Below are 18,126 nucleotides of genomic sequence, written 5' to 3'. Positions count from 1 at the left end.
ATGAATGCTCCCCGCAGGCGCGGGGATGACCATCCTGGAGTCCCCGTGTCGTTGCCACCCTTGGTCGAGCCGGCCGCCGAGCTGACCGTCGACGAGGTCCGTCGGTACTCCCGCCACCTGATCATCCCCGACGTCGGGATGGACGGGCAGAAGCGCCTGAAGAACGCCAAGGTGCTCGCGGTAGGCGCCGGCGGCCTCGGCTCGCCCGCCCTGATGTACCTGGCCGCGGCCGGCGTCGGCACGCTCGGCATCGTCGAGTTCGACGAGGTCGACGAGTCCAACCTGCAGCGCCAGATCATCCACAGCCAGGCGGACATCGGCCGCTCCAAGGCGGAGTCCGCGCGCGACTCGGTGCTCGGCATCAACCCGTACGTGAACGTGGTCCTGCACGAAGAGCGGCTCGAGGCCGAGAACGTGATGGACATCTTCAGCCAGTACGACCTGATCGTCGACGGCACGGACAACTTCGCCACGCGCTACCTCGTCAACGACGCGTGCGTGCTGCTGAACAAGCCGTACGTCTGGGGTTCGATCTACCGCTTCGACGGCCAGGCCTCGGTGTTCTGGTCCGAGCACGGCCCCTGCTACCGCTGCCTCTACCCGGAGCCCCCGCCGCCGGGCATGGTCCCGTCCTGCGCCGAGGGCGGCGTCCTGGGCGTGCTCTGCGCGTCCATCGGCTCCATCCAGGTCACCGAGGCGATCAAGGTCCTGACGGGCACGGGCGAGCCGCTGGTCGGCCGTCTGATGATCTACGACGCCCTGGAGATGCAGTACCGCCAGGTCAAGGTCCGCAAGGACCCCGACTGCGCGGTCTGCGGCGAGAACCCGACCGTCACCGAGCTCATCGACTACGAGGCCTTCTGCGGCGTCGTGTCCGAGGAGGCCCAGGAGGCGGCGCTCGGCTCGACGATCACTCCGAAGCAGCTCAAGGAGTGGATCGACGCGGACGAGAAGATCGAGATCATCGACGTCCGGGAGAAGAACGAGTACGAGATCGTCTCGATCCCGGGCGCGAAGCTGATCCCCAAGGGCGAGTTCCTGATGGGCACCGCCCTGCAGGACCTGCCGCAGGACAAGCGCATCGTCCTGCACTGCAAGACGGGTGTCCGCAGTGCGGAGGTCCTCGCGGTGCTGAAGTCCGCGGGCTTCGCGGACGCGGTGCACGTCGGCGGCGGGGTCATCGGCTGGGTGAACCAGATCGAGCCGGAGAAGCCGATCTACTGAGCACGAGAACGGGACGGGCCCGTGCCCACCGGGAGACCGGGGGCACGGGCCCGTCCCTGTGTGCGGGCCCGTCCCTAGTTACGGGGCGGCTCCCGTGCGCGGGCGGTTCGGGCCCGGCGTTCAGGCCTGGCCGGTCGGCTTCGTGGGGCAGACCGTGCCGGCCGGCGGGACCTTGCCGTCCAGCAGGTAGGCGTCGACCAGCCCCTGCACACACGTGTCGCCGCTGTTGTACGCGCCGTGCCCCTGGCCCTTGTACGTGACCTCGACGCCGACGCCCTTGCCCAGCTCGTCCACCATCTTCCGGGCGCCCTCGTACGGCGTCGCCGGGTCGCCGGTGTTGCCGATCACCACGATCGGCGCCGCGCCGGGCGCGCTCACGTCCGGGGTCTGCCAGGCGCCGGGCACCGGCCAGGGCGTGCAGCTCATCATGGCCCAGCCGAGGTAGTCCCCGAAGACCGGTGAGGCGGCCCGGAACGCGGGCAGTTCGGCCCGGGTCCGCTCCAGGGAGTAGCGGTCCTTGGAGTCGGCGCAGTTGATGGCGGTGTTGGCGGCTCCGATGTTGCTGTACGTGCCGTCCGGGTTGCGCCCGTTCATCGCGTCGGACAGGGCGAGCAGGAGCTGGCCCTGCCCGCCCTCGGCCTCGTCCAGGCCCTGTTCCAGCAGCGGCCAGTAGTCCTTGGAGTAGAGGGCCTGGGCGATGCCGCCGGTGGCGGCGGTCGCGGTCAGCCGGCGGTCGCCGATGCCGGGGATCGGCTGGGCCTCCAGGGACTTCTGCAGGGCGACGATGTTGTCCTCGATCTCCTTCACGGTGCTGCCCTGGAGGCGGCAGGCGTCGCCGCGGTCGACGCAGTCCTTGGCGAAGTTGTCGAGGGCCAGCTGGAAGCCCTCGGCCTGGCCCAGGGAGCCCTGGAGCGCGGTCTTGGTGGGGTCGACGACGGCGTCGAAGACGGCCCGGCCGACGTTCTGCGGGAAGAGGTGGGCGTACACGCCGCCGAGCTCGGTGCCGTAGGAGATGCCGAAGTAGTGGAGCTTGTCGTCGCCGAGGGCCTCGCGCAGCCGGTCGAGGTCGCGGGCGGCGTTGAGCGTGCCGACGTACGGCAGCACCCGGCCGGAGTTCCGCTGGCAGGCGGCGGTGTACCGCTTGGAGTTGTCGACGAAGGTCTGCACCTCGGCGGGGGTGTCGGGGGTGCCGTCCACCGCGTAGTACGCGTCCAGCTGCTTGTCGTCCTCGCAGCGCACGGCGGCGCTGCGGCCGACCCCGCGCGGGTCGAAGCTGACCAGGTCGTAGCGCTCGTTCAGGCGCGCGTAGTCCTTGGCGGCGCTGGGCAGGGTGGCCACGCCGGAGCCGCCGGGGCCGCCGAAGTTGTAGATCAGCGAGCCGATGCGCTCCTTCTGGTTCTTGGCGCGGGACCGGATGACGGCGAGCTCGACGGTCTCGCCGTCGGGCCGTCCGTAGTCGAGGGGAACGTCCAGGGCCGCGCACTCCCACTCCTTGCCCGGGGCCTCACCCGTGCCCTCGGCCGGGGCCGGAGCGGGGCAGGGCCCCCAGGAGAGGGACTTCGGCCGGGCCTTCTCACTTCCGTCGTCGTCGGAGCAGCCGGTCAGGGGCACGAGGGCCGCCGCGGCGAGGGCGAGCGCTGCCGTACGCAGCGTGACGGTTCGCGACATACGCCCCATCCTCCTGGCCCCTCGGGAGGGCCGCGCTGCCGGTGGGCCGGGTGGGTGACCCGAGCCGCACCGTCCGCGGTGGGGGGTGGGCGCCCATCCGGTGCAACAGAACCAAGGGAGTCGGCCGTCCCGTGGTGGGGACCCACACACCACGGGGCGGCCAACGAAGCGGGCCTCACCACCGCTACCCACCAGGCACGCCAGGGATTCGACGGCCCCGGTCAGACGGTCGTCAGCGCGCTGCGATCGGTGCGGCGGGCGGCGGCGAGGGCGGGGTCCAGGGACGGGACGGCCGAGAGCAGCCGGCGGGTGTACGGGTGCCGCGGGGCGCCGTACACCTGGTCCACCGGGCCGTCCTCGACGACCAGGCCCTGCCGCATGACGGCGACGCGGTCGCTGACCTGGCGTACGACGGCCAGGTCGTGGGCGATGAACACCAGGGCGAGGCCGAGTTCCTGCTGGAGTTCGGTGAGCAGGGCGGTGACCTGGGCCTGCGTGGTCACGTCGAGGGCCGAGACGGGCTCGTCGCAGACGATCAGACGGGGGCGGGGGGCCAGGGCGCGGGCGATGCCGACGCGCTGGCGCTGGCCGCCGCTGAACTCGTGCGGGTAGCGGTCGTAGTGGGTCGGGTCGAGGCCGACGCGTGCCAGCAGTTCGGCGACCCGGGACCGGACGGCCCCCTCGTCGCGTTCCCCGGCGGCGCGCAGCGGGTCGGCGATGGACTCGCCGATGCTGCGGCGGGGGTTGAGGGAGGAGCCGGGGTCCTGGAAGACCATCTGGGCACCCGCGGTGATGCCGGTGGTGGGGGTGCCGTCGTGGCGGACCTCTCCTGCGGTGGGGGCGAGCAGTCCGACGAGCATGCGTCCGAGGGTGGACTTGCCGCTGCCGGACTCGCCGACGATGCCGAGGGTCTCGCCGGGGGCCAGGGCGAGGGAGACGCCGTCCACCGCGGTGGTCTTGCGCCTGCCGCGGCCGAACTCGCGGCGGAGGTCCACGGCTTCGACGACGGGGGCCGGGGGCCGCGCGGGGGTGGGGGCGGGTACGCGGGCCTCCGCCGCCGCGCGGGCGGGAGCGGCGGCCCCCGCGCCGTCGGTCGGTTCCAGGCGCGGTACGGCCGCCAGGAGGGCGCGGGTGTAGGCCTCGGTCGGGGCCGCGAGGACGGTGGCCACCGGGCCCCGTTCCACCGCGGAGCCGGACTTCATGACCAGGAGGTCGTCCACGCTCTCGGCCGCCACGCCGACGTCGTGCGTGACCAGCAGCAGGGCGAGGCCGCGCTCCTCGCGCAGGCCGTGGAGCAGGTCGAGGATCTGGGCCTGCACGGTGACGTCGAGCGCGGTGGTGGGCTCGTCCGCGATGAGCAGGTCCGGGTCGCAGGCGAGGGCCATGGCGATCAGGGCCCGCTGGCGCATGCCGCCGCTGAACTCGTGCGGCCGGGCGCGGGAGCGGCGTACCGCGTCGGGGATGCCCACCCGGTCCAGCACCTCGACGGCGCGGGCGCGGGCGGCGCGCCGGGAGACGTCGTGGTGCACCCGGTGGACCTCGGCGATCTGGTCGCCGACCGCGTAGTACGGGTCGAGGGAGCTGAGCGGGTCCTGGAAGACCATCGCCGCGCGCCCGCCGCGCAGCCGGCGGAGCTCGGCGGGGCCGGCGGTGGTCACGTCCGTGCCGGCCACCCGCACCGTGCCGGTCAGCCGGGCGCCGGTGTCCCGGTGCAGGCCGAGGAGGGCCGCGGCGACCGTGGACTTGCCGCTGCCGGACTCCCCCACGATGCCGAGCGCCCGGCCCGGGGCCAGGGTGAACGAGAGGCCGTCGACGGCCCGTACGGACGCGCCGGACTCCCCGACGGGGAACTCGACGGACAGGTCCGTGACGTCGACGAGGGGCTGGACGGGATGCGTGGTCATGCCAGGGCCACCCTTCGGTCCGCGGCGGCGTAGAGGAGGTCGGCGAGGGCGCCCGCCACGACGACGGCCGCGCCGATGACGAGGACGACGCCCACGACCACGGGCAGGTCGACCACCCGCACCCCGTCGATCAGGGTCTTGCCGAGCCCGGGGATCCCGAAGAGGGACTCGGTGAGCACGGCGCCGCCCATCATCGTGCCGAGGTCGATGGCGCTCAGCGCGACCACGGGCGGGACGGCGCCGCGCAGCGCGTGCCGCACGACCACGGCCCGCTCCCCCACGCCGTAGGCGCGGAAGGTGCGGATGTGGTCCTCGGCCAGCGTCTCCAGGGTGGAGCTGCGGGTGAGCCGGGCGTACTTGGCGCTCTCGAAGAAGCCGAGGGTGACCCAGGGCAGGAGCAGGTTCCAGGCCCACTGCTCGGGGTCGTCGGAGAAGGGCACGTACGTCGGGAACGGCAGCCACTGCAGGTAGGCGCACACGGCCATGAGCAGGAGCAGGCCCAGGATGAAGACGGGCGTGCCGGTGGCGGCGAGGGTGAGCACGGTCAGGGCGCGTTCGGTGAGCCCGCCGCGGCGCAGCGCGGACAGGACGCCGCTGCCGACGCCGATGACGAGCCAGATGACGAGGGCGCCGAGGGCGAGCGAGAAGGTCGCGGGCAGCCGGTCGAGGATGATCTCGGTGACCTGCTGGTCGTTCTGGTACGAGAAGCCGAGGCAGGGCGCGTCGCAGTGCAGGACCGCGGTGCCGGCCGAGTAGTCGCGGCCGGTGACCAGGCCCTGGAGGAAGTGGCCGTACTGGGTGAGGACCGGGTCGTTGAGGCCGAGCTGCTCGCGCACCTGGGCGATCTGCTGCGGGTTGCAGCGCTCGCCGCAGGCCAGTCGCGCGGGGTCGCCGGGGGCGAGGTAGAAGAGGCCGTAGACGGCGGCGGACAGCAGGAGCAGCACGAGCAGGGCGGCCGCGGTGCGCTTGAGGACGAAGCGGGTCACTCCCCGGCTCCCTTCGGGGCGGTGCGGGCGGTTCGGGTACGCGCCTTCCGCGCCCCCACCCGCAGGCGCCCGGCCTCGCGAGGGTCGAGGGCGGCGCGCACCGCGTCGCCGAGGACGGTGAAGGCGAGGACGGTGGCGAAGAGGAGCCCGGCGGGCAGCAGGACGTAGGCGGGGTCGGCCAGGAACCAGGTCTGGGCGCCGGACAGCATCTGCCCCCAGGAGGGGGTGGGCGGCTTGACGCCGATGCCGAGGAAGGAGAGGGAGGCCTCGGTGACCATGTTGGCGGGCAGCAGGATCGCCGCGTACGTGATCACCGGCGCGGCCAGCGAGGGCAGCAGCTCGCGGCGCGCGACGGCCAGCCGGCCGCGGCCGGAGAGCCGGGCGGCCTCGACGAAGTCCAGCCCGCGCAGGGACAGGGTCTGGGCGCGGACGACCCGGGCGGTGCCGCCCCAGCCGAGCAGTCCGATGATCAGGACGAGGAGCAGGGGGCGGGGGAAGTCGGCGGGGACGACGGCGGTGAGGGCGATGCCGAGGACGAGGCCGGGCAGCGCGATCATCACGTCGGTGGCGCCGCCGACGACCGCGTCGACGAAGCGGTTGCCGAGGGCGGCGGTGAGCCCGGCGGCGATGCCGACGAGGACCTGGACCACGGTGGCGCCGAGGGCGACCAGCAGCGAGACGCGCGCGCCGTACAGGAGGCGGGTGAACAGGTCGCGGCCGGTGCCGGGTTCGACGCCGAGCCAGTGCTCGGCGCTCGCGTCGCCGAAGGAGCCGAAGGGGACGCCGCCGCGGGCCGAGTCCACGAGGTCGTCGTGGAAGGCGTTCGGGTCCTGCCCGACCAGGTGGGCCAGGAGGGGGGCGGCGAGGGCGAGGAGGACGAGCAGGGCCAGCACGCCGGCCGCCGCGAGGGCGGCGGGCCGGCGGCGCAGCCGGCGCCAGGCCTGGCGGGCGGCGCCCGCGCCGGGGGCGGTGGCCCCCGGCGCGGGTCCGGCCGGGGCCGGACGGGTGGAGGGTACGGCGGTCACTTCACCGACACCTGCGAGATGTCGAGGACGCCGGTCCAGTCGCTGATGACGACGTTCTTGACGTCCTTGCCGACCAGCCGCTTGTAGACGGGGTGGAAGAGCGGGACGTCGAGGGCCTGCTCGCCGATCTTCCGGTCGAGGGCGCCCCAGCGCGCGGCGGCGGCGGCGAGGTCGGTCAGCTTGTTGATCTCGTCGATCTCCTTGTTGACCGCGGGGTCGTTCAGCTGCGCGTGGTTGTAGTTGGAGCCGTTGGTGACGATCTGCCGGCCGTCGAAGATCGGGGCCAGGAAGGGGCCGCCGGAGGGCCAGTCGGCGCCCCAGCGGGAGATGAAGAACCCGGGGGTGTTCTTGGCGTCCCAGCGGCGCTCGTTGAACGCGTTGTTCTCCAGGCCCTCGAGCTTGACCGTGATGCCGGCGGCGGCCAGCGCCTGCTGGACGGCGGTGGCGACCTCGGGGCTGGTCTGGCGGTTCTGGGCGGTGGAGTGGGTGAGCGTGACGGTCAGGCCGTCGGCGAAGCCGGCCTCCTTCAGCAGGGCCTTGGCCTTGGCCGGGTCGCCGGCCTTGCCTGCCGGGAAGTGGTCGTACGGCGTGTGGCCGAAGGCCGCCTGCTCGGGCAGGAAGGTGGTGGCGGCCTCGGCGAGGGCGGAGCCGCCGGCGGCGTTGACGACGCTGGTGCGGTTGATCGCGTAGGAGATCGCCTGGCGCACCTTGGGGTTGTCGAAGGGCTTCACCTTCGGGTTGAACGCCAGGTAGTTGGTGTAGCCGAAGTGGCCGGTGCCGACCCGGGAGGCGAGCTCCTTGTTGCCGGTGATCTGGGCGAGTTCGGCCGGGCCGAGGTTGGTGTCCGTGGTGACGGCGGCCGCGTCGGGGCCGGTGCTCGTGGACAGGCGCTGGTTGATGACGGCGGGGTCGAGGCCGGAGCGGACGTCGATGGTGTCGGGGTAGGCCTTGCGCTCGGCGTCGGTGGCCTCGGACCAGTGCGGGTTGCGCTCCAGGACGAGGCGCTCGCCGTCGTTCTCGTTCCTGACGACCTTGTACGGGCCGGAGGAGACGGGGTGCTCCTCGTACTTCGCTCCCGTGTCCTTGGCCTTGGGGACGGGCGCGAACTGGGTCTGGGTGGCGACGAAGGGGAACTCGCCCTCGGGCTTGCGCAGTTTGAAGACGATCGTCCGGGCGTCGGGGGTGACGATCGAGTCCAGGCCCTTCTTGTCCTTGTAGGGGCCCTGGTACCGGTCGCCCCCGACCAGCCAGTCGCGCAGGTAGGGGGCGCCGCCGGAGAGCTCGGCGGCGAAGGACCGCTCGATGCCGTACTTGATGTCGGCGCTGGTGATCGGGGTGCCGTCCTCGTACTTGAGGCCGTCCTTGAGGGTGTACGTCCACTCGGTGGCGTCCGCGTTCGGGCGGCCGGTGTCGGTGGCGAGGTCGGGGACGACCTTGGTGCCGGCGGCGCCGTTCTCGCGGTTGCGGGTGGTGAGCGTGCGGAAGACCAGCGAGGGGACGTTGCCGCCGCCGGAGGTGTAGAGGCGCGCGGGGTCGAAGTCGTTCTGCGGGTCGGAGTTGAGGACGGTGAGCGTGCCGCCCTTGCGGGGCTGGCCCGCCGCTCCGGTCGCGCCGCCGCTCTCGGCCGAGCCGTCCTGGGGACCGCACGCGACCGCGCCCCCCGCCAGGACGACGCTGACGGCGGCCGCGGCCACGCCGCGGGATATCTGGGACTGGAGACGCATCGGAACGGGAACCTCTCGGCAGGAAGGATTTCAGGGGAAATGTCCCGCGAGGGGCGGCGAAGGGCGCGCCGGGCCGCATCAGGAGTGCGGGGGAGGCGGTGGGGAATGCACGAAGCCGCGCCTGCGGGCGTACAGGGGCCCGGGCGCGGCAGGAAACGCGATGAGGATGGTTCGACGCGCGCGCTCGGGCAGGCGTCAGCTACAGAGGATGTCGGCCACGCTGTGCGCGGTCACGCCGAGCAGCGCCAGCTCGATGGCGGCGCTCGCGGAGGCGGCGTGGTGGGTCGACATGCCCAGAACGATTGCCGATCGGCCCGCCGATGTCAAAGCCGCGCGGTCGAGCGCGGCCGGAGCCGGCACCCCCCGCGGGACCTCCGCCCGGCGCCCGCGGGGGCTGCCGGGGCGAGCGGTCGTGCGGCTCAACTCTCCGGGTACACCCACGGGTTGGGCCGGCACTTGATGCCGTCGAGGTCGAGGGACTTGGTCTGCTGCTGCATGATCGGCGCGAGCGCCCCGGGTGTGCGGCAGCTCACGTGGTCGTGGCCGAGCCGGTGGCCGACCTCGTGGTTGATCAGCATCTGGCGGTACGGGAGCATCTTGTCCGCCCCGTACGTGACGGAGCCCTGCGCCCACCGGAAGCCGTTGATCATGACACGCTCGGTCCTGGCGGAGTCGCAGGACACGTTCATCTGGGCGGTGTCGAGATCGGACTTCGCGCACCAGGCGTGGGTGGTGCCCGGACTGGCGAGGGTGATGGCGAAGTCGGAGTCGCCCGAGGACACCCGCTCGAAGGTCATGTCCCCGTCGTGGGCCCAGCTCCGGCGGTCGTTGAGGGTGCGCTGCACGGCCTCGGCGAAGAGGGCCCCGTCGAGGGCGAGCCCCTTCTCGATGTCCACGCGGTACCGGATCCTGCGGCCCTTGCCGGGTGCGGGCGCGTGCCCGGGCACGGTCTCGAACTGTCCCGAGCCCCGGAGTTCGGGGGCCATCGGGTACTGCTGGGCCATCTTCTGCTCGAAGGTGAGTGCCGCCGCGGGTGCGGCGGGCGTGGCCGCCGGGGTCGTGCGGTCGTCGGAGCGCGAGGCGGCCGAGGCGGCCCCGCCGCGCTGGTCGCCCTCGTCGGCGGCGCGCGCGCCGACCCTCTCGCCGTCGTCGCCCGTGACCTGCCCGGCGACCACGACGGCGAGCGCCACGGTCACGGCGGCAGCGGCGATGCCGGTGTACGTCCGCACCCGCAGCCCGCCGCGCCGGGGCGCGACCTCGTCCTCGCGCCGCGGCCGGGGCACGGTGGGCACCGCGTCCTGTGCCGGCGCCCGGAGGGTGCCGACGCCCGCCGTGCGGGGCCCGTCGGCGTCGCGCACGGGCGGGAACCCGCCGGTGTCGCCGACGCGGGGGAACGCCCCCGTGCCGGTCACGCGCGGGACGGCACCGGTGTCGCGCACCTCGGCGAAGCCACGGGTACCGTGCGCGGACGGCGCGGCACCGGTGTCGTACGGCGACGGGCGCGACGGGGCGAAGTGGCCTGCGGCGCGGGCCTCTTGGACGCCGCCCGCCGCGCGGGCGTGCGGAAGGCCCCCCGTGTCCTGCACCCGCGGGAACGCCCCGGTATCGCGGAACGCCTCGAACTCCCCCGTACGCCCGACGGCTTCGTAGGCACCGGTGTCGTGCGGGGACGGGAACGCTCCGGTGTCGTACGCCGGCGGGAAGCCGCCGGTGTCGTGCCCGGACGGGAAGCCTCCCGTCTCGTACGGGTCCTCGTGACCGGGGGCGAAGTGGCCGGCTCCGCGGGCCCCTTGGAACTCGCCCGTCGCCCGGGCATGCGAAAAGCCCCCCGGATCCTGCACCTGGGCGAACCCGCCGGTATCGCGGAAGGCGTCGAAGGCGCCGCCCTCCTGCACCGCGGCGAACCCGCCGGTCTCGTGGACCGCGGCGAACCCGCCGGTCTCGTGGACCGCGGCGAACCCGCCGGTCTCGTGGACCGCGGCGTAGGACCCGGTGTCCTGGAAGGTCGCGAAGGATCCGGTGTCGTGGACGGCCGCGAAGGACCCCGTGTCCTGGAAGGCGGCGAAGGACCCCGTGTCGTACGCGTCCTGCGCGGGCCGCGGGACGCCCCGCCAGTCACCGTAGACGGCGCCCGCGTCGGCGGACGCGGGCGGTGCGGCCCCGGCGGGGGCGTACCCCGGGTGGGCCGCGGTCGGTTCCGTGGAGGCCGCCGGCGGCGGCCCCTTGCGGCTATGTCGTCCCACCGCCGCCTCAGCTCCCGCCCTCGTCGTCCGCCGCCGTGCGGTCGGTGTCCCGCAGCAGGCCGCGGAACGCGTCCGCGACCACGTCGGGGTACTCCATCATCGCCACGTGTCCCGCCTCCGGCAGGCTCAGGAGCCGCGATCCGCGGAACGCGGCAGCGGCCTTGCGCGCCATCCGGTACGACACGAGCTGGTCCCGGCCGCCGTACACGAGCAGCGTCGGGGCCAGTACGCGCTCCGCCTGGCGCCAGAGGCCATGCTGCCCGCCCAGCGTGTACGCGTCCACGATCCCGCGGGCGGAACGGGACATCGCGTCCCAGAAGTACGGCAACGTCATGCGCCGCTCCATCTCCTCCACCGCGTCCCGGAACCCCTCGGGCGTGACCCGCGACGGGTCCCCGTAGCAGAGGCCCAGCACGCCGCGGACCCGCTGCTCCGCGCTGAGGTCCCTGGTCAGCCGGGTGAACAGGGCGGGCACGCCCGGCAGGGCGAGCAGCGCCGTCGGCACCGCCGAGCGCTGCACCCGCAGCTCCGGCAGGGCGGGCGAGACCAGGGTGAGGGTACGGACCAGGTCCGGGCGCGCCGCGGCCACCCTTGTGGTGACGGCGCCGCCCAGCGAGTTGCCGAACAGGTGGACGGGGCCTCGCCCGCTCGCGTCGAGGTGGCGGATGACCGCGCGGGCCAGCCCGGTGACGGAGTAGTTCCCGTCGTCGGGCGGCGGCGAGTCACCGAACCCCGGCAGGTCGAGGGCCTCGCCGTCGACGTCGCCCTCCAGCCGCTCCATGAGCTCCGACCAGTTCAGCGAGGAACCGCCCAGGCCGTGGACGTACAGGGCGGGCGGCAGCCCGGTACGGGCCGGCGGCCGGGACCGGACGCTCAGCGTCAGCCCGGGCAGCGACACCCGGCGCAGCTGCTCCCCCTCGGCCACCCGCACGGCGCTCACCTGGGACGACGCCGCGGTGGTGGCGCGGACTCCCGGCAGCTCGGTCGAAGACATGGGGGCAATGTTACGAGACGATCACGCCCGCCCTCGTGTGTTCGCCCTCACAGATCCGCGTAGCGGCGTACCCCTGACTCTCCTAGGCTCGTAGTGACAAGGGAAAGAGGGGAGCCACATGACTGTCGATCCCGCGGAGCCGGACACCTTTCAGGACAGGTTCCAGGAGGCGCTCGACGCCGAGGCCCCGGAGGCGGACGCGGCCGAACAGCACACCGAGCTGAATCCCCGCGAGGACGAACCCCTCACCGCGGACGACCGGGACGAAACCCCGGAGGCGGACGCGGTCGAACAGGCGCGCGTCGTCACGCTCGACGAGGACGACTACCGCTGAGCAGCGCCGGGCTGGACCCGGCCCGGCGGGCGTCCGGGAGCGGAGTACGAGGTATTCGTACAGGTCCGCACGGTGCCCGCGGTTGTCCGTACACCGAGAAAAGTCGGTCCGGACCCTCCAGATTCGGTTACCGAAAAGTACGATGGCGGGCGCGGCGCGCAGCGCACGCGGCGGCGCACAGCGCGCACGACAGAGAGAAAGTGGGAGGCGGCGTGACAGCCATCGAGCAGACCGAGGCGGCGCGCCCGCGGGGCACACGCCTGCCGCGCCGAGCCCGACGCAACCAGCTCCTGGGCGCGGCCCAGGAGGTCTTCGTGGCACAGGGGTACCACGCGGCGGCGATGGACGACATCGCGGAGCGCGCGGGAGTGAGCAAGCCGGTGCTGTACCAGCACTTCCCCGGCAAGCTCGACCTGTACCTGGCGCTGCTGGACCAGCACTGCGAGGCGCTGCTCCTGGCCGTGCGGACGGCACTGGAGTCGACGAACGACAACAAGCAGCGCGTGGCCGCGACGATGGACGCGTACTTCGCCTACGTCGAGGACGAGGGCGGCGCGTTCCGCCTGGTCTTCGAGTCCGACCTCACGAACGAGCCCGCGGTGCGCGAGCGCGTGGACCGGGTCTCGCTGCAGTGCGCGGAGGCGATCTCCGACGTGATCGCCGAGGACACCGGCCTGGCCAAGGACGAGGCCATGCTGCTGGCCGTGGGCCTGGGCGGGGTCTCGCAGGTGGTGGCCCGGTACTGGCTGTCGAGCGAGAGCCCCGTGGACCGCGACAAGGCGGTCGGGCTGCTCACCTCGCTGGCCTGGCGCGGCATCGCCGGCTTCCCGCTGCACGGCCAGGAGCAGGGCCAGGGCTGATGCCCCGGCGGTGTTCCCGCACCGTGTTCGCTCGCAGCGTGGCGCAGGCGCGGCGTGGCCTGCGCTCGCCGGGCTACTGTGTCCGGGTACGGCGCGGTGATCGCGCGCCCCGGACCGTCGGAGGGACATAGCCGTGGAGGTCAAGATCGGCGTGCAGCACGCACCCCGGGAGATCGTGCTGGAGAGCGGACTGAGCGCCGAGGAGCTGGAGGCCGTCGTCGCCGACGCGCTCACCGGCAAGACTCAGCTGCTCAGCCTGACGGACGTCAAGGGCCGCAAGGTCCTGATCCCCACCGACCGGCTGTCGTACGTCGACATCGGCGAGCCGTCGGTGCGCAAGGTCGGGTTCGGCGCCGTGTAACCGGTGCGCAGGGGTCCCGTCGGGCCCCCGTAACACACAACTGAGAGAAACGGCCCGGTGGTTCCTCCCACCGGGCCGTTTCCGTGCCCGCCGGGGTGGCCGAGGGTTGTGCGCCGCACGGTTCGGGTAGGACCGCCTACGACCCGATTTGCCCCTGGCCGTGCGGGAGGGACTTGATGCTCGTCGTGGAAGCGTTCGGCTCCGCTGTTCTGGGTCTCGCCCTGTCCTGGCTGGCCGTCAGGAGAATGCCCGGGCGGCTGCCGTCCGCACGCGTCGTGCTGGTCACGGGGGCGCTGGGGGCGGTCTTCGGCGGATACCTGACGCACTACGCCCTGGGGCCCGGGCACCGGACGCTCACCGCTTCGCTGCTGGGCGCCGCCCTGGTGGGCGCGGCGGCCCTGTCCCTGCTGCTGCGGACCCGCCCGACGGGCCGGGCGCCCTTCTCCCTCCCCTCGGGAGGGTGACACCGGCGCGAGGGGCGCGCGGGCGCGGACGGGCCGGGGACCGGGAGAGCCGGGACCGGGAGAGCCGGGACCGGGAGGGGCCGGAACCGGGAGGGGCCGGGACCGGGAGGCGGGCACGTGGCACGCCCCCCGGGAGAACCCGTCGGACCGGTGGTCAGGCGGCGAGGCCCAGGGCCGCCATGCGCTTGGTGTGAGCCTTGGTGATGCGGGTGAACATCTCGCCGACCGCGGCGAGGTCGAAGCCCGCGGCCATCCCGTCCACGCCGCCGACCAGCATCGTCGACAGGGCGTCGCGCTCGGCGACCACGCGCTGGGCCTGCGACAGGGCCTCGCCCATCAGGCGGCGCGCCCACAGGGCCAGCCGGCCGCCGACGCGCGGGTCGGCCTCGATGGCGGCCCGGACCTTCTCCACGGCGAAGTTGCCGTGGCCCGTGTCGTCCAGCACGCCCAGGACCAGGGAGCGGGTGTCGGAGTCGAGGTGGGTGGCGACCTCGCGGTAGAAGTCGCTGGCGATCGAGTCGCCGACGTACGCCTTGACCAGGCCCTCCAGCCAGTCGGAGGGGGCGGTCTGGCGGTGGAAGTCGTCCAGGGCCTTCGCGAAGGGCTCCATCGCCTCGGTCGGGTCCACGTCCACGGCGGCCAGCCGGTCGCGCAGTCGCTCGAAGTGGTGGAACTCGGCAGAGGCCATCTTCGCCAGCTCCGCCTTGTCGGCGAGCGTGGGGGCCAGCTTCGCGTCCTCGGCGAGCCGCTCGAAGGCCGCGAGCTCGCCGTACGCCAGGGCACCCAGCAGGTCCACCACGGCCGCGCGGTACTGCGGCGAGGCGGCGGCGGTCGCCCAGTCCTGGGCGGCGATGCCCACGGGCTGCGCCTCGGCGCCGGTCGCGGACTCGGTGTTCGGGGTGTTCTCGGCGTTCTCAGCGGTCTCCATGAACCGCACAATAGCCCGCCAGGACACGCGCGGAAGTGCCTGGTCAGTCACCCTGTACACGCCGCCGTGATGAATTCACCCAACAAACCTGCGCGAATCCGGGGTACAGTGCTATAGCGCCTGCCGAATACTCGGCGGGCCATCCGAATGAGGATGCCCGGTCGGTGGCCCGATCGGCTCCAACCGACCGCCCTCGATGCGGTGCGTGCGCTCACGCGCTCCGCCGCCATGAGGGGCCCCCTCAGCGGCACGAGCGCTTGAGCGAAGGCAGTGGTCCCGCGTCATCCGGCCAGGCGGCTCTCTTCGAGCCGAGACCGGAGGTGCCCCCGGCGATGAGCCGGGGGAGCTATGCCAGGCACGGTAAGACCCCCTCTCGCCGCCTCGCGCCGCGTCTCACAGAAGAGGCAGCACCCTGACTACGTTCCGAGAGCTCGGGATCTTTCCCGAGACCGCCGAGGCCCTCGAAGCCGTCGGCATCGTGACCCCCTTCCCCATCCAGGAGATGACCCTCCCCGTCGCCCTCTCGGGCACGGACGTCATCGGCCAGGCGAAGACCGGTACGGGCAAGACGCTCGGCTTCGGCCTTCCCCTGCTGGAGCGCGTCGTCGTCCCCGCGGACGTCGAGGCGGGCCGCGCCAAGCCCGAGCAGCTCACCGACGCGCCGCAGGCGCTCGTGGTCGTACCGACCCGTGAGCTGTGCACCCAGGTCACCAACGACCTGCTGACCGCCGGAAAGGTCCGCAACGTCCGCGTCCTGGCCATATACGGCGGCCGCGCGTACGAGCCCCAGGTCGAGGCCCTCAAGAAGGGCGTCGACGTGATCGTCGGCACCCCGGGCCGCCTGCTGGACCTGGCCGGGCAGAAGAAGCTCGACCTGTCCCACGTCAAGGCGCTCGTCCTCGACGAGGCCGACGAGATGCTCGACCTGGGCTTCCTGCCCGACGTCGAGAAGATCATCAATCTGCTGCCCCCGAAGCGGCAGACCATGCTGTTCTCGGCGACCATGCCGGGCGCGGTCATCGGCCTGGCCCGCCGCTACATGTCGCAGCCCACGCACATCCGCGCGACCGCGCCGGACGACGAGGGCGCGACCGTCGCGAACATCACGCAGCACGTGTTCCGCGCGCACTCCATGGACAAGCCGGAGATGGTCTCCCGCATCCTGCAGGCCGAGGGCCGCGGACTGGCGATGATCTTCTGCCGTACCAAGCGCACCGCCGCCGACATCGCCGAGCAGCTGGAGCGGCGCGGCTTCGCGTCCGGCGCCGTCCACGGCGACCTCGGCCAGGGCGCGCGCGAGCAGGCCCTGCGGGCCTTCCGCAACGGCAAGGTCGACGTGCTCGTCTGCACCGACGTCGCCGCCCGCGGCATCGACGTCGAGGGCGTCACGCACGTGATCAACTACCAGTCGCCGGAGGACGAGAAGACCTACCTCCACCGCGTGGGCCGGACCGGCCGCGCGGGCGCGTCGGGCACGGCCGTGACGCTGGTCGACTGGGACGACATCCCGCGCTGGCAGCTGATCAACAAGGCGCTGGAACTGCCGTTCAACGAGCCGGAGGAGACGTACTCGACCTCCCCGCACCTCTTCGAACTGCTGAACATCCCGGCCGGGACCAAGGGCATCCTGCCCCGGGCCGAGCGCACCCGCGCCGGCCTGGCGGCCGAGGAGATCGAGGACCTGGGCGAGCCGGGCGGCCGCGGCCGCCGTTCGTCGGCCGCTCCGGCCGAGGAGCGCCCGGCCCGCACCCGTACGCCGCGGCAGCGCCGCCGCACGCGGGGCGGGGCGGAGGTCGCCCCGGGCGCGGCCGAGGCCGTCGCCACCGCCGAGGGCACCGAGGGCTCCGCCCCGGCGTCCGAGGCCGCCGAGGCGGGCCCGAAGCGTCCGCGCCGGCGCCGCACCCGTGCCGGTGGCGCCTCCGCCACCGTGGCCGAGACCGCCGTGGTCGAGGCCGCCGTGGTCGAGGCTCCGGCCGCCGACACCGCCGCCGCGGAGGAGGCCCCGGCCAAGCCGCGCCGCCGCCGCACCCGTGCCACCGCGTCCGACGCGGTCGCCGAGACCGCCGTCGTCGACGTCCCGGCCCAGGCCGGGGAGGCCGTCGTGGCCGAGGCCCCGGCCGCGGAGGAGGCGCCCGCGAAGCCGCGTCGCCGCCGCACCCGTGCCGCGTCGGCTCCGGCCGCCGAGGCCCCGGCCGCCGAGGCCCCGGCCGCGGCGGACGAGCCGAAGCCGCGTCGCCGCCGCGCGACCCGCAAGCCGGCGGACTCCCAGGAGTCCTGACCCGCTGTGTGAAAGGCCCGGCCCCTGTGGGCCGGGCCTTTCGCGTGGCTCGGGGCGGCCGGCGAACCAGGAAACACAACCGGTCGGTAACGTGGGGGCATGAGCAAGCCGCCCCGGCTCACGCTGCCGGAACACGCCGTCGCCCGCCTCCTGGAGACCAGCCGCGGCCGGTTCGCCGTCCACGAGGCGGTGCCCCCGTCGGGCGGGAAGGGCGTCGCGCTGCTCGTACCCGGGTTCACCGGCAGCAAGGAAGACTTCATCGGCCTCCTGGAGCCCCTGGTCGCGGCCGGCTACCACGTCGTGGCCGTCGACGGCCGCGGCCAGCACGAGACGCCCGGCCCCGACGACGAGGCCGGGTACGCCCAGGAGGAGCTGGCCCGGGACGTGATCGCCCAGGCCGAGGCGCTGGGCGCGGCGGAGCAGCCGGTCCACCTGCTCGGGCACTCCTTCGGCGGTCTGGTCTCCCGGGCCGCCGTGATCGGCGCCCCCGGCCTCTTCCGCTCGCTCACCCTCATGAGCAGCGGCCCCGCCGCCATCGCCGAAGACCAGCAGGAGCGCACGAAGCTCCTGGTCGCCGGCCTGGAACTGATGGGAGACGACATGGAAGCGGTCTGGCAGGCCATGCGCGCCCACGACCCGGAGGACGCCCTGCACGAATCCCCCGAGCTGGCGGACTTCCTGCACCGCCGCTGGCTGGCCACCAGCCGCTGGCAGCTCATGGCCACCGGCCGACAGCTGATCGCAGAGTCCGACCGGGTGGCGGAGCTGGCGGAGGCCGCCCCGGAGCTGCCGAAGCTGGTCCTGTCGGGCGAGGTCGACTACGCCTGGCCGGTGCCGCGCATGGACGACATGGCACGGCGCCTGGGCGCCCGGCGTGCCGTGGTCCCCGGCACGGAGCACTCCCCCAACGCCGAGGACCCGGCCACCACCGCGCGCGAGCTCGTGGCCTTCTGGGACACCGCCGCGTCGGCAGACGCAGCCCCCGTCCGCGCCTAGTCCCACGAGCCACCCCGGTCAACGGCCTCCTTGGCGGCGCCTGGTGGGTCGCGTGGTGTGTGGGGGAGGCGCTTGACAGGGGTGGCAGGCTGGACCGGAGGCAGGCCCGGGCCGAGGGTGGCCGAAGGCCAGGGCGA

The 18,126-nt window shown here is 73.6% G+C and carries 16 protein-coding genes; 7 read left to right on the top strand and 9 right to left on the bottom strand.

All coding sequences use genetic code 11. From position 1 onward, the window contains the following. Window positions 1-45: 45 nt before the first annotated feature. A complete protein-coding gene (gene moeZ / locus IF43_RS0132085; protein WP_030209067.1) occupies window positions 46-1,224 on the top strand; it encodes an adenylyltransferase/sulfurtransferase MoeZ in 1,179 nt (392 codons plus the stop codon). A gap of 120 nt (window positions 1,225-1,344) precedes the next feature. On the opposite strand, the gene IF43_RS0132080 is transcribed toward moeZ, so the two are convergent. The 8 genes from IF43_RS0132080 to IF43_RS0132045 form a co-directional block, all read right to left on the bottom strand. Beyond that, a complete protein-coding gene (locus IF43_RS0132080) occupies window positions 1,345-2,892 on the bottom strand; it encodes an alpha/beta hydrolase (RefSeq protein WP_030209064.1) in 1,548 nt (515 codons plus the stop codon). Between the two features lie 221 nt (window positions 2,893-3,113). Next, window positions 3,114-4,796, bottom strand: a complete 1,683-nt coding sequence (locus IF43_RS0132075) for an ABC transporter ATP-binding protein (RefSeq protein WP_030209063.1) — start codon at window positions 4,794-4,796, stop codon at window positions 3,114-3,116. Continuing rightward, window positions 4,793-5,782: an ABC transporter permease gene (locus IF43_RS0132070; protein WP_030209062.1), complete on the bottom strand. Its 990-nt coding sequence runs from the start codon at window positions 5,780-5,782 to the stop codon at window positions 4,793-4,795. Before IF43_RS0132070 ends, IF43_RS0132075 begins: the two co-directional genes overlap by 4 nt. After that, on the bottom strand, window positions 5,779-6,807 hold the full coding sequence (locus IF43_RS0132065; protein ID WP_078910614.1) for an ABC transporter permease: 1,029 nt from the start codon (window positions 6,805-6,807) through the stop codon (window positions 5,779-5,781). Before IF43_RS0132065 ends, IF43_RS0132070 begins: the two co-directional genes overlap by 4 nt. Next, window positions 6,804-8,531 (bottom strand): ABC transporter substrate-binding protein, encoded by a 1,728-nt coding sequence (locus IF43_RS0132060; protein WP_030209060.1) that lies wholly within the window; start codon window positions 8,529-8,531, stop codon window positions 6,804-6,806. The genes IF43_RS0132065 and IF43_RS0132060 overlap by 4 nt, the downstream gene beginning before the upstream one ends. Window positions 8,532-8,726: 195 nt before the next feature. Beyond that, window positions 8,727-8,822, bottom strand: coding sequence for an Ms4533A family Cys-rich leader peptide (locus IF43_RS43795; protein ID WP_324605143.1), 96 nt, complete (start codon window positions 8,820-8,822; stop codon window positions 8,727-8,729). Window positions 8,823-8,950: 128 nt separating this feature from the next. Then, on the bottom strand, window positions 8,951-10,774 hold the full coding sequence (locus IF43_RS40065) for a DUF3152 domain-containing protein (RefSeq protein ID WP_234332611.1): 1,824 nt from the start codon (window positions 10,772-10,774) through the stop codon (window positions 8,951-8,953). Between the two features lie 7 nt (window positions 10,775-10,781). Then, window positions 10,782-11,768, bottom strand: a complete 987-nt coding sequence (locus tag IF43_RS0132045) for an alpha/beta fold hydrolase (protein WP_030209054.1) — start codon at window positions 11,766-11,768, stop codon at window positions 10,782-10,784. A 118-nt stretch (window positions 11,769-11,886) separates the two neighbouring features. On the opposite strand from IF43_RS0132045, the gene IF43_RS0132040 reads away from it, so the two are divergent. The 4 genes from IF43_RS0132040 to IF43_RS0132025 all read left to right on the top strand — a co-directional run bounded on the left by IF43_RS0132040 (window position 11,887) and on the right by IF43_RS0132025 (window position 13,787). After that, window positions 11,887-12,102, top strand: coding sequence for a hypothetical protein (locus IF43_RS0132040; protein ID WP_030209051.1), 216 nt, complete (start codon window positions 11,887-11,889; stop codon window positions 12,100-12,102). A gap of 212 nt (window positions 12,103-12,314) precedes the next feature. After that, on the top strand, window positions 12,315-12,962 hold the full coding sequence (locus IF43_RS0132035; RefSeq protein WP_030209039.1) for a TetR/AcrR family transcriptional regulator: 648 nt from the start codon (window positions 12,315-12,317) through the stop codon (window positions 12,960-12,962). A gap of 133 nt (window positions 12,963-13,095) precedes the next feature. Then, window positions 13,096-13,323: a DUF3107 domain-containing protein gene (locus tag IF43_RS0132030; RefSeq protein WP_030209038.1), complete on the top strand. Its 228-nt coding sequence runs from the start codon at window positions 13,096-13,098 to the stop codon at window positions 13,321-13,323. A 176-nt stretch (window positions 13,324-13,499) separates the two neighbouring features. Beyond that, window positions 13,500-13,787, top strand: coding sequence for a hypothetical protein (locus IF43_RS0132025; RefSeq protein WP_030209037.1), 288 nt, complete (start codon window positions 13,500-13,502; stop codon window positions 13,785-13,787). Between the two features lie 154 nt (window positions 13,788-13,941). Here the strand turns inward: IF43_RS0132025 and IF43_RS0132020 are convergent, their stop codons facing one another. Then, entirely contained in the window at window positions 13,942-14,715 is a 774-nt protein-coding gene (locus IF43_RS0132020) for a ferritin-like fold-containing protein (protein ID WP_030209036.1), read from the bottom strand. Between the two features lie 478 nt (window positions 14,716-15,193). Here IF43_RS0132020 and IF43_RS0132015 point away from each other — a divergent pair, with 478 nt between their 5' ends. Both IF43_RS0132015 and IF43_RS0132010 read left to right on the top strand, forming a co-directional pair. Further along, complete coding sequence (locus IF43_RS0132015) at window positions 15,194-16,993, top strand: DEAD/DEAH box helicase (protein ID WP_234332610.1); 1,800 nt, start codon at window positions 15,194-15,196, stop codon at window positions 16,991-16,993. A gap of 99 nt (window positions 16,994-17,092) precedes the next feature. Continuing rightward, window positions 17,093-17,989, top strand: a complete 897-nt coding sequence (locus tag IF43_RS0132010; protein ID WP_030209033.1) for an alpha/beta fold hydrolase — start codon at window positions 17,093-17,095, stop codon at window positions 17,987-17,989. The last annotated feature ends 137 nt before the right edge of the window (window positions 17,990-18,126 follow it).

Origin of the sequence: Streptomyces sp. NRRL S-87 (genome assembly GCF_000719335.1) — a bacterium.
Classification (GTDB): Bacteria; Actinomycetota; Actinomycetes; order Streptomycetales; family Streptomycetaceae; genus Streptomyces.
The sequence above is the reverse complement of the archived record's forward strand: the minus strand, read 5'-3'. Positions and strand labels throughout refer to the sequence as shown.

Excerpts from the sequence above, each read along its gene's own strand:
- IF43_RS0132080 (WP_030209064.1), bottom strand. The coding sequence starts at position 2,892 with ATGTCGCGAACCGTCACGCTGCGTACGGCAGCGCTCGCCCTCGCCGCG.
- IF43_RS0132075 (WP_030209063.1), bottom strand. The coding sequence starts at position 4,796 with ATGACCACGCATCCCGTCCAGCCCCTCGTCGACGTCACGGACCTGTCC.
- IF43_RS0132060 (WP_030209060.1), bottom strand. The coding sequence starts at position 8,531 with ATGCGTCTCCAGTCCCAGATATCCCGCGGCGTGGCCGCGGCCGCCGTC.
- IF43_RS43795 (WP_324605143.1), bottom strand. The coding sequence starts at position 8,822 with ATGTCGACCCACCACGCCGCCTCCGCGAGCGCCGCCATCGAGCTGGCG.
- IF43_RS0132045 (WP_030209054.1), bottom strand. The coding sequence starts at position 11,768 with ATGTCTTCGACCGAGCTGCCGGGAGTCCGCGCCACCACCGCGGCGTCG.
- IF43_RS0132040 (WP_030209051.1), top strand. The coding sequence starts at position 11,887 with ATGACTGTCGATCCCGCGGAGCCGGACACCTTTCAGGACAGGTTCCAG.
- IF43_RS0132025 (WP_030209037.1), top strand. The coding sequence starts at position 13,500 with ATGCTCGTCGTGGAAGCGTTCGGCTCCGCTGTTCTGGGTCTCGCCCTG.
- IF43_RS0132020 (WP_030209036.1), bottom strand. The coding sequence starts at position 14,715 with ATGGAGACCGCTGAGAACGCCGAGAACACCCCGAACACCGAGTCCGCG.
- IF43_RS0132010 (WP_030209033.1), top strand. The coding sequence starts at position 17,093 with ATGAGCAAGCCGCCCCGGCTCACGCTGCCGGAACACGCCGTCGCCCGC.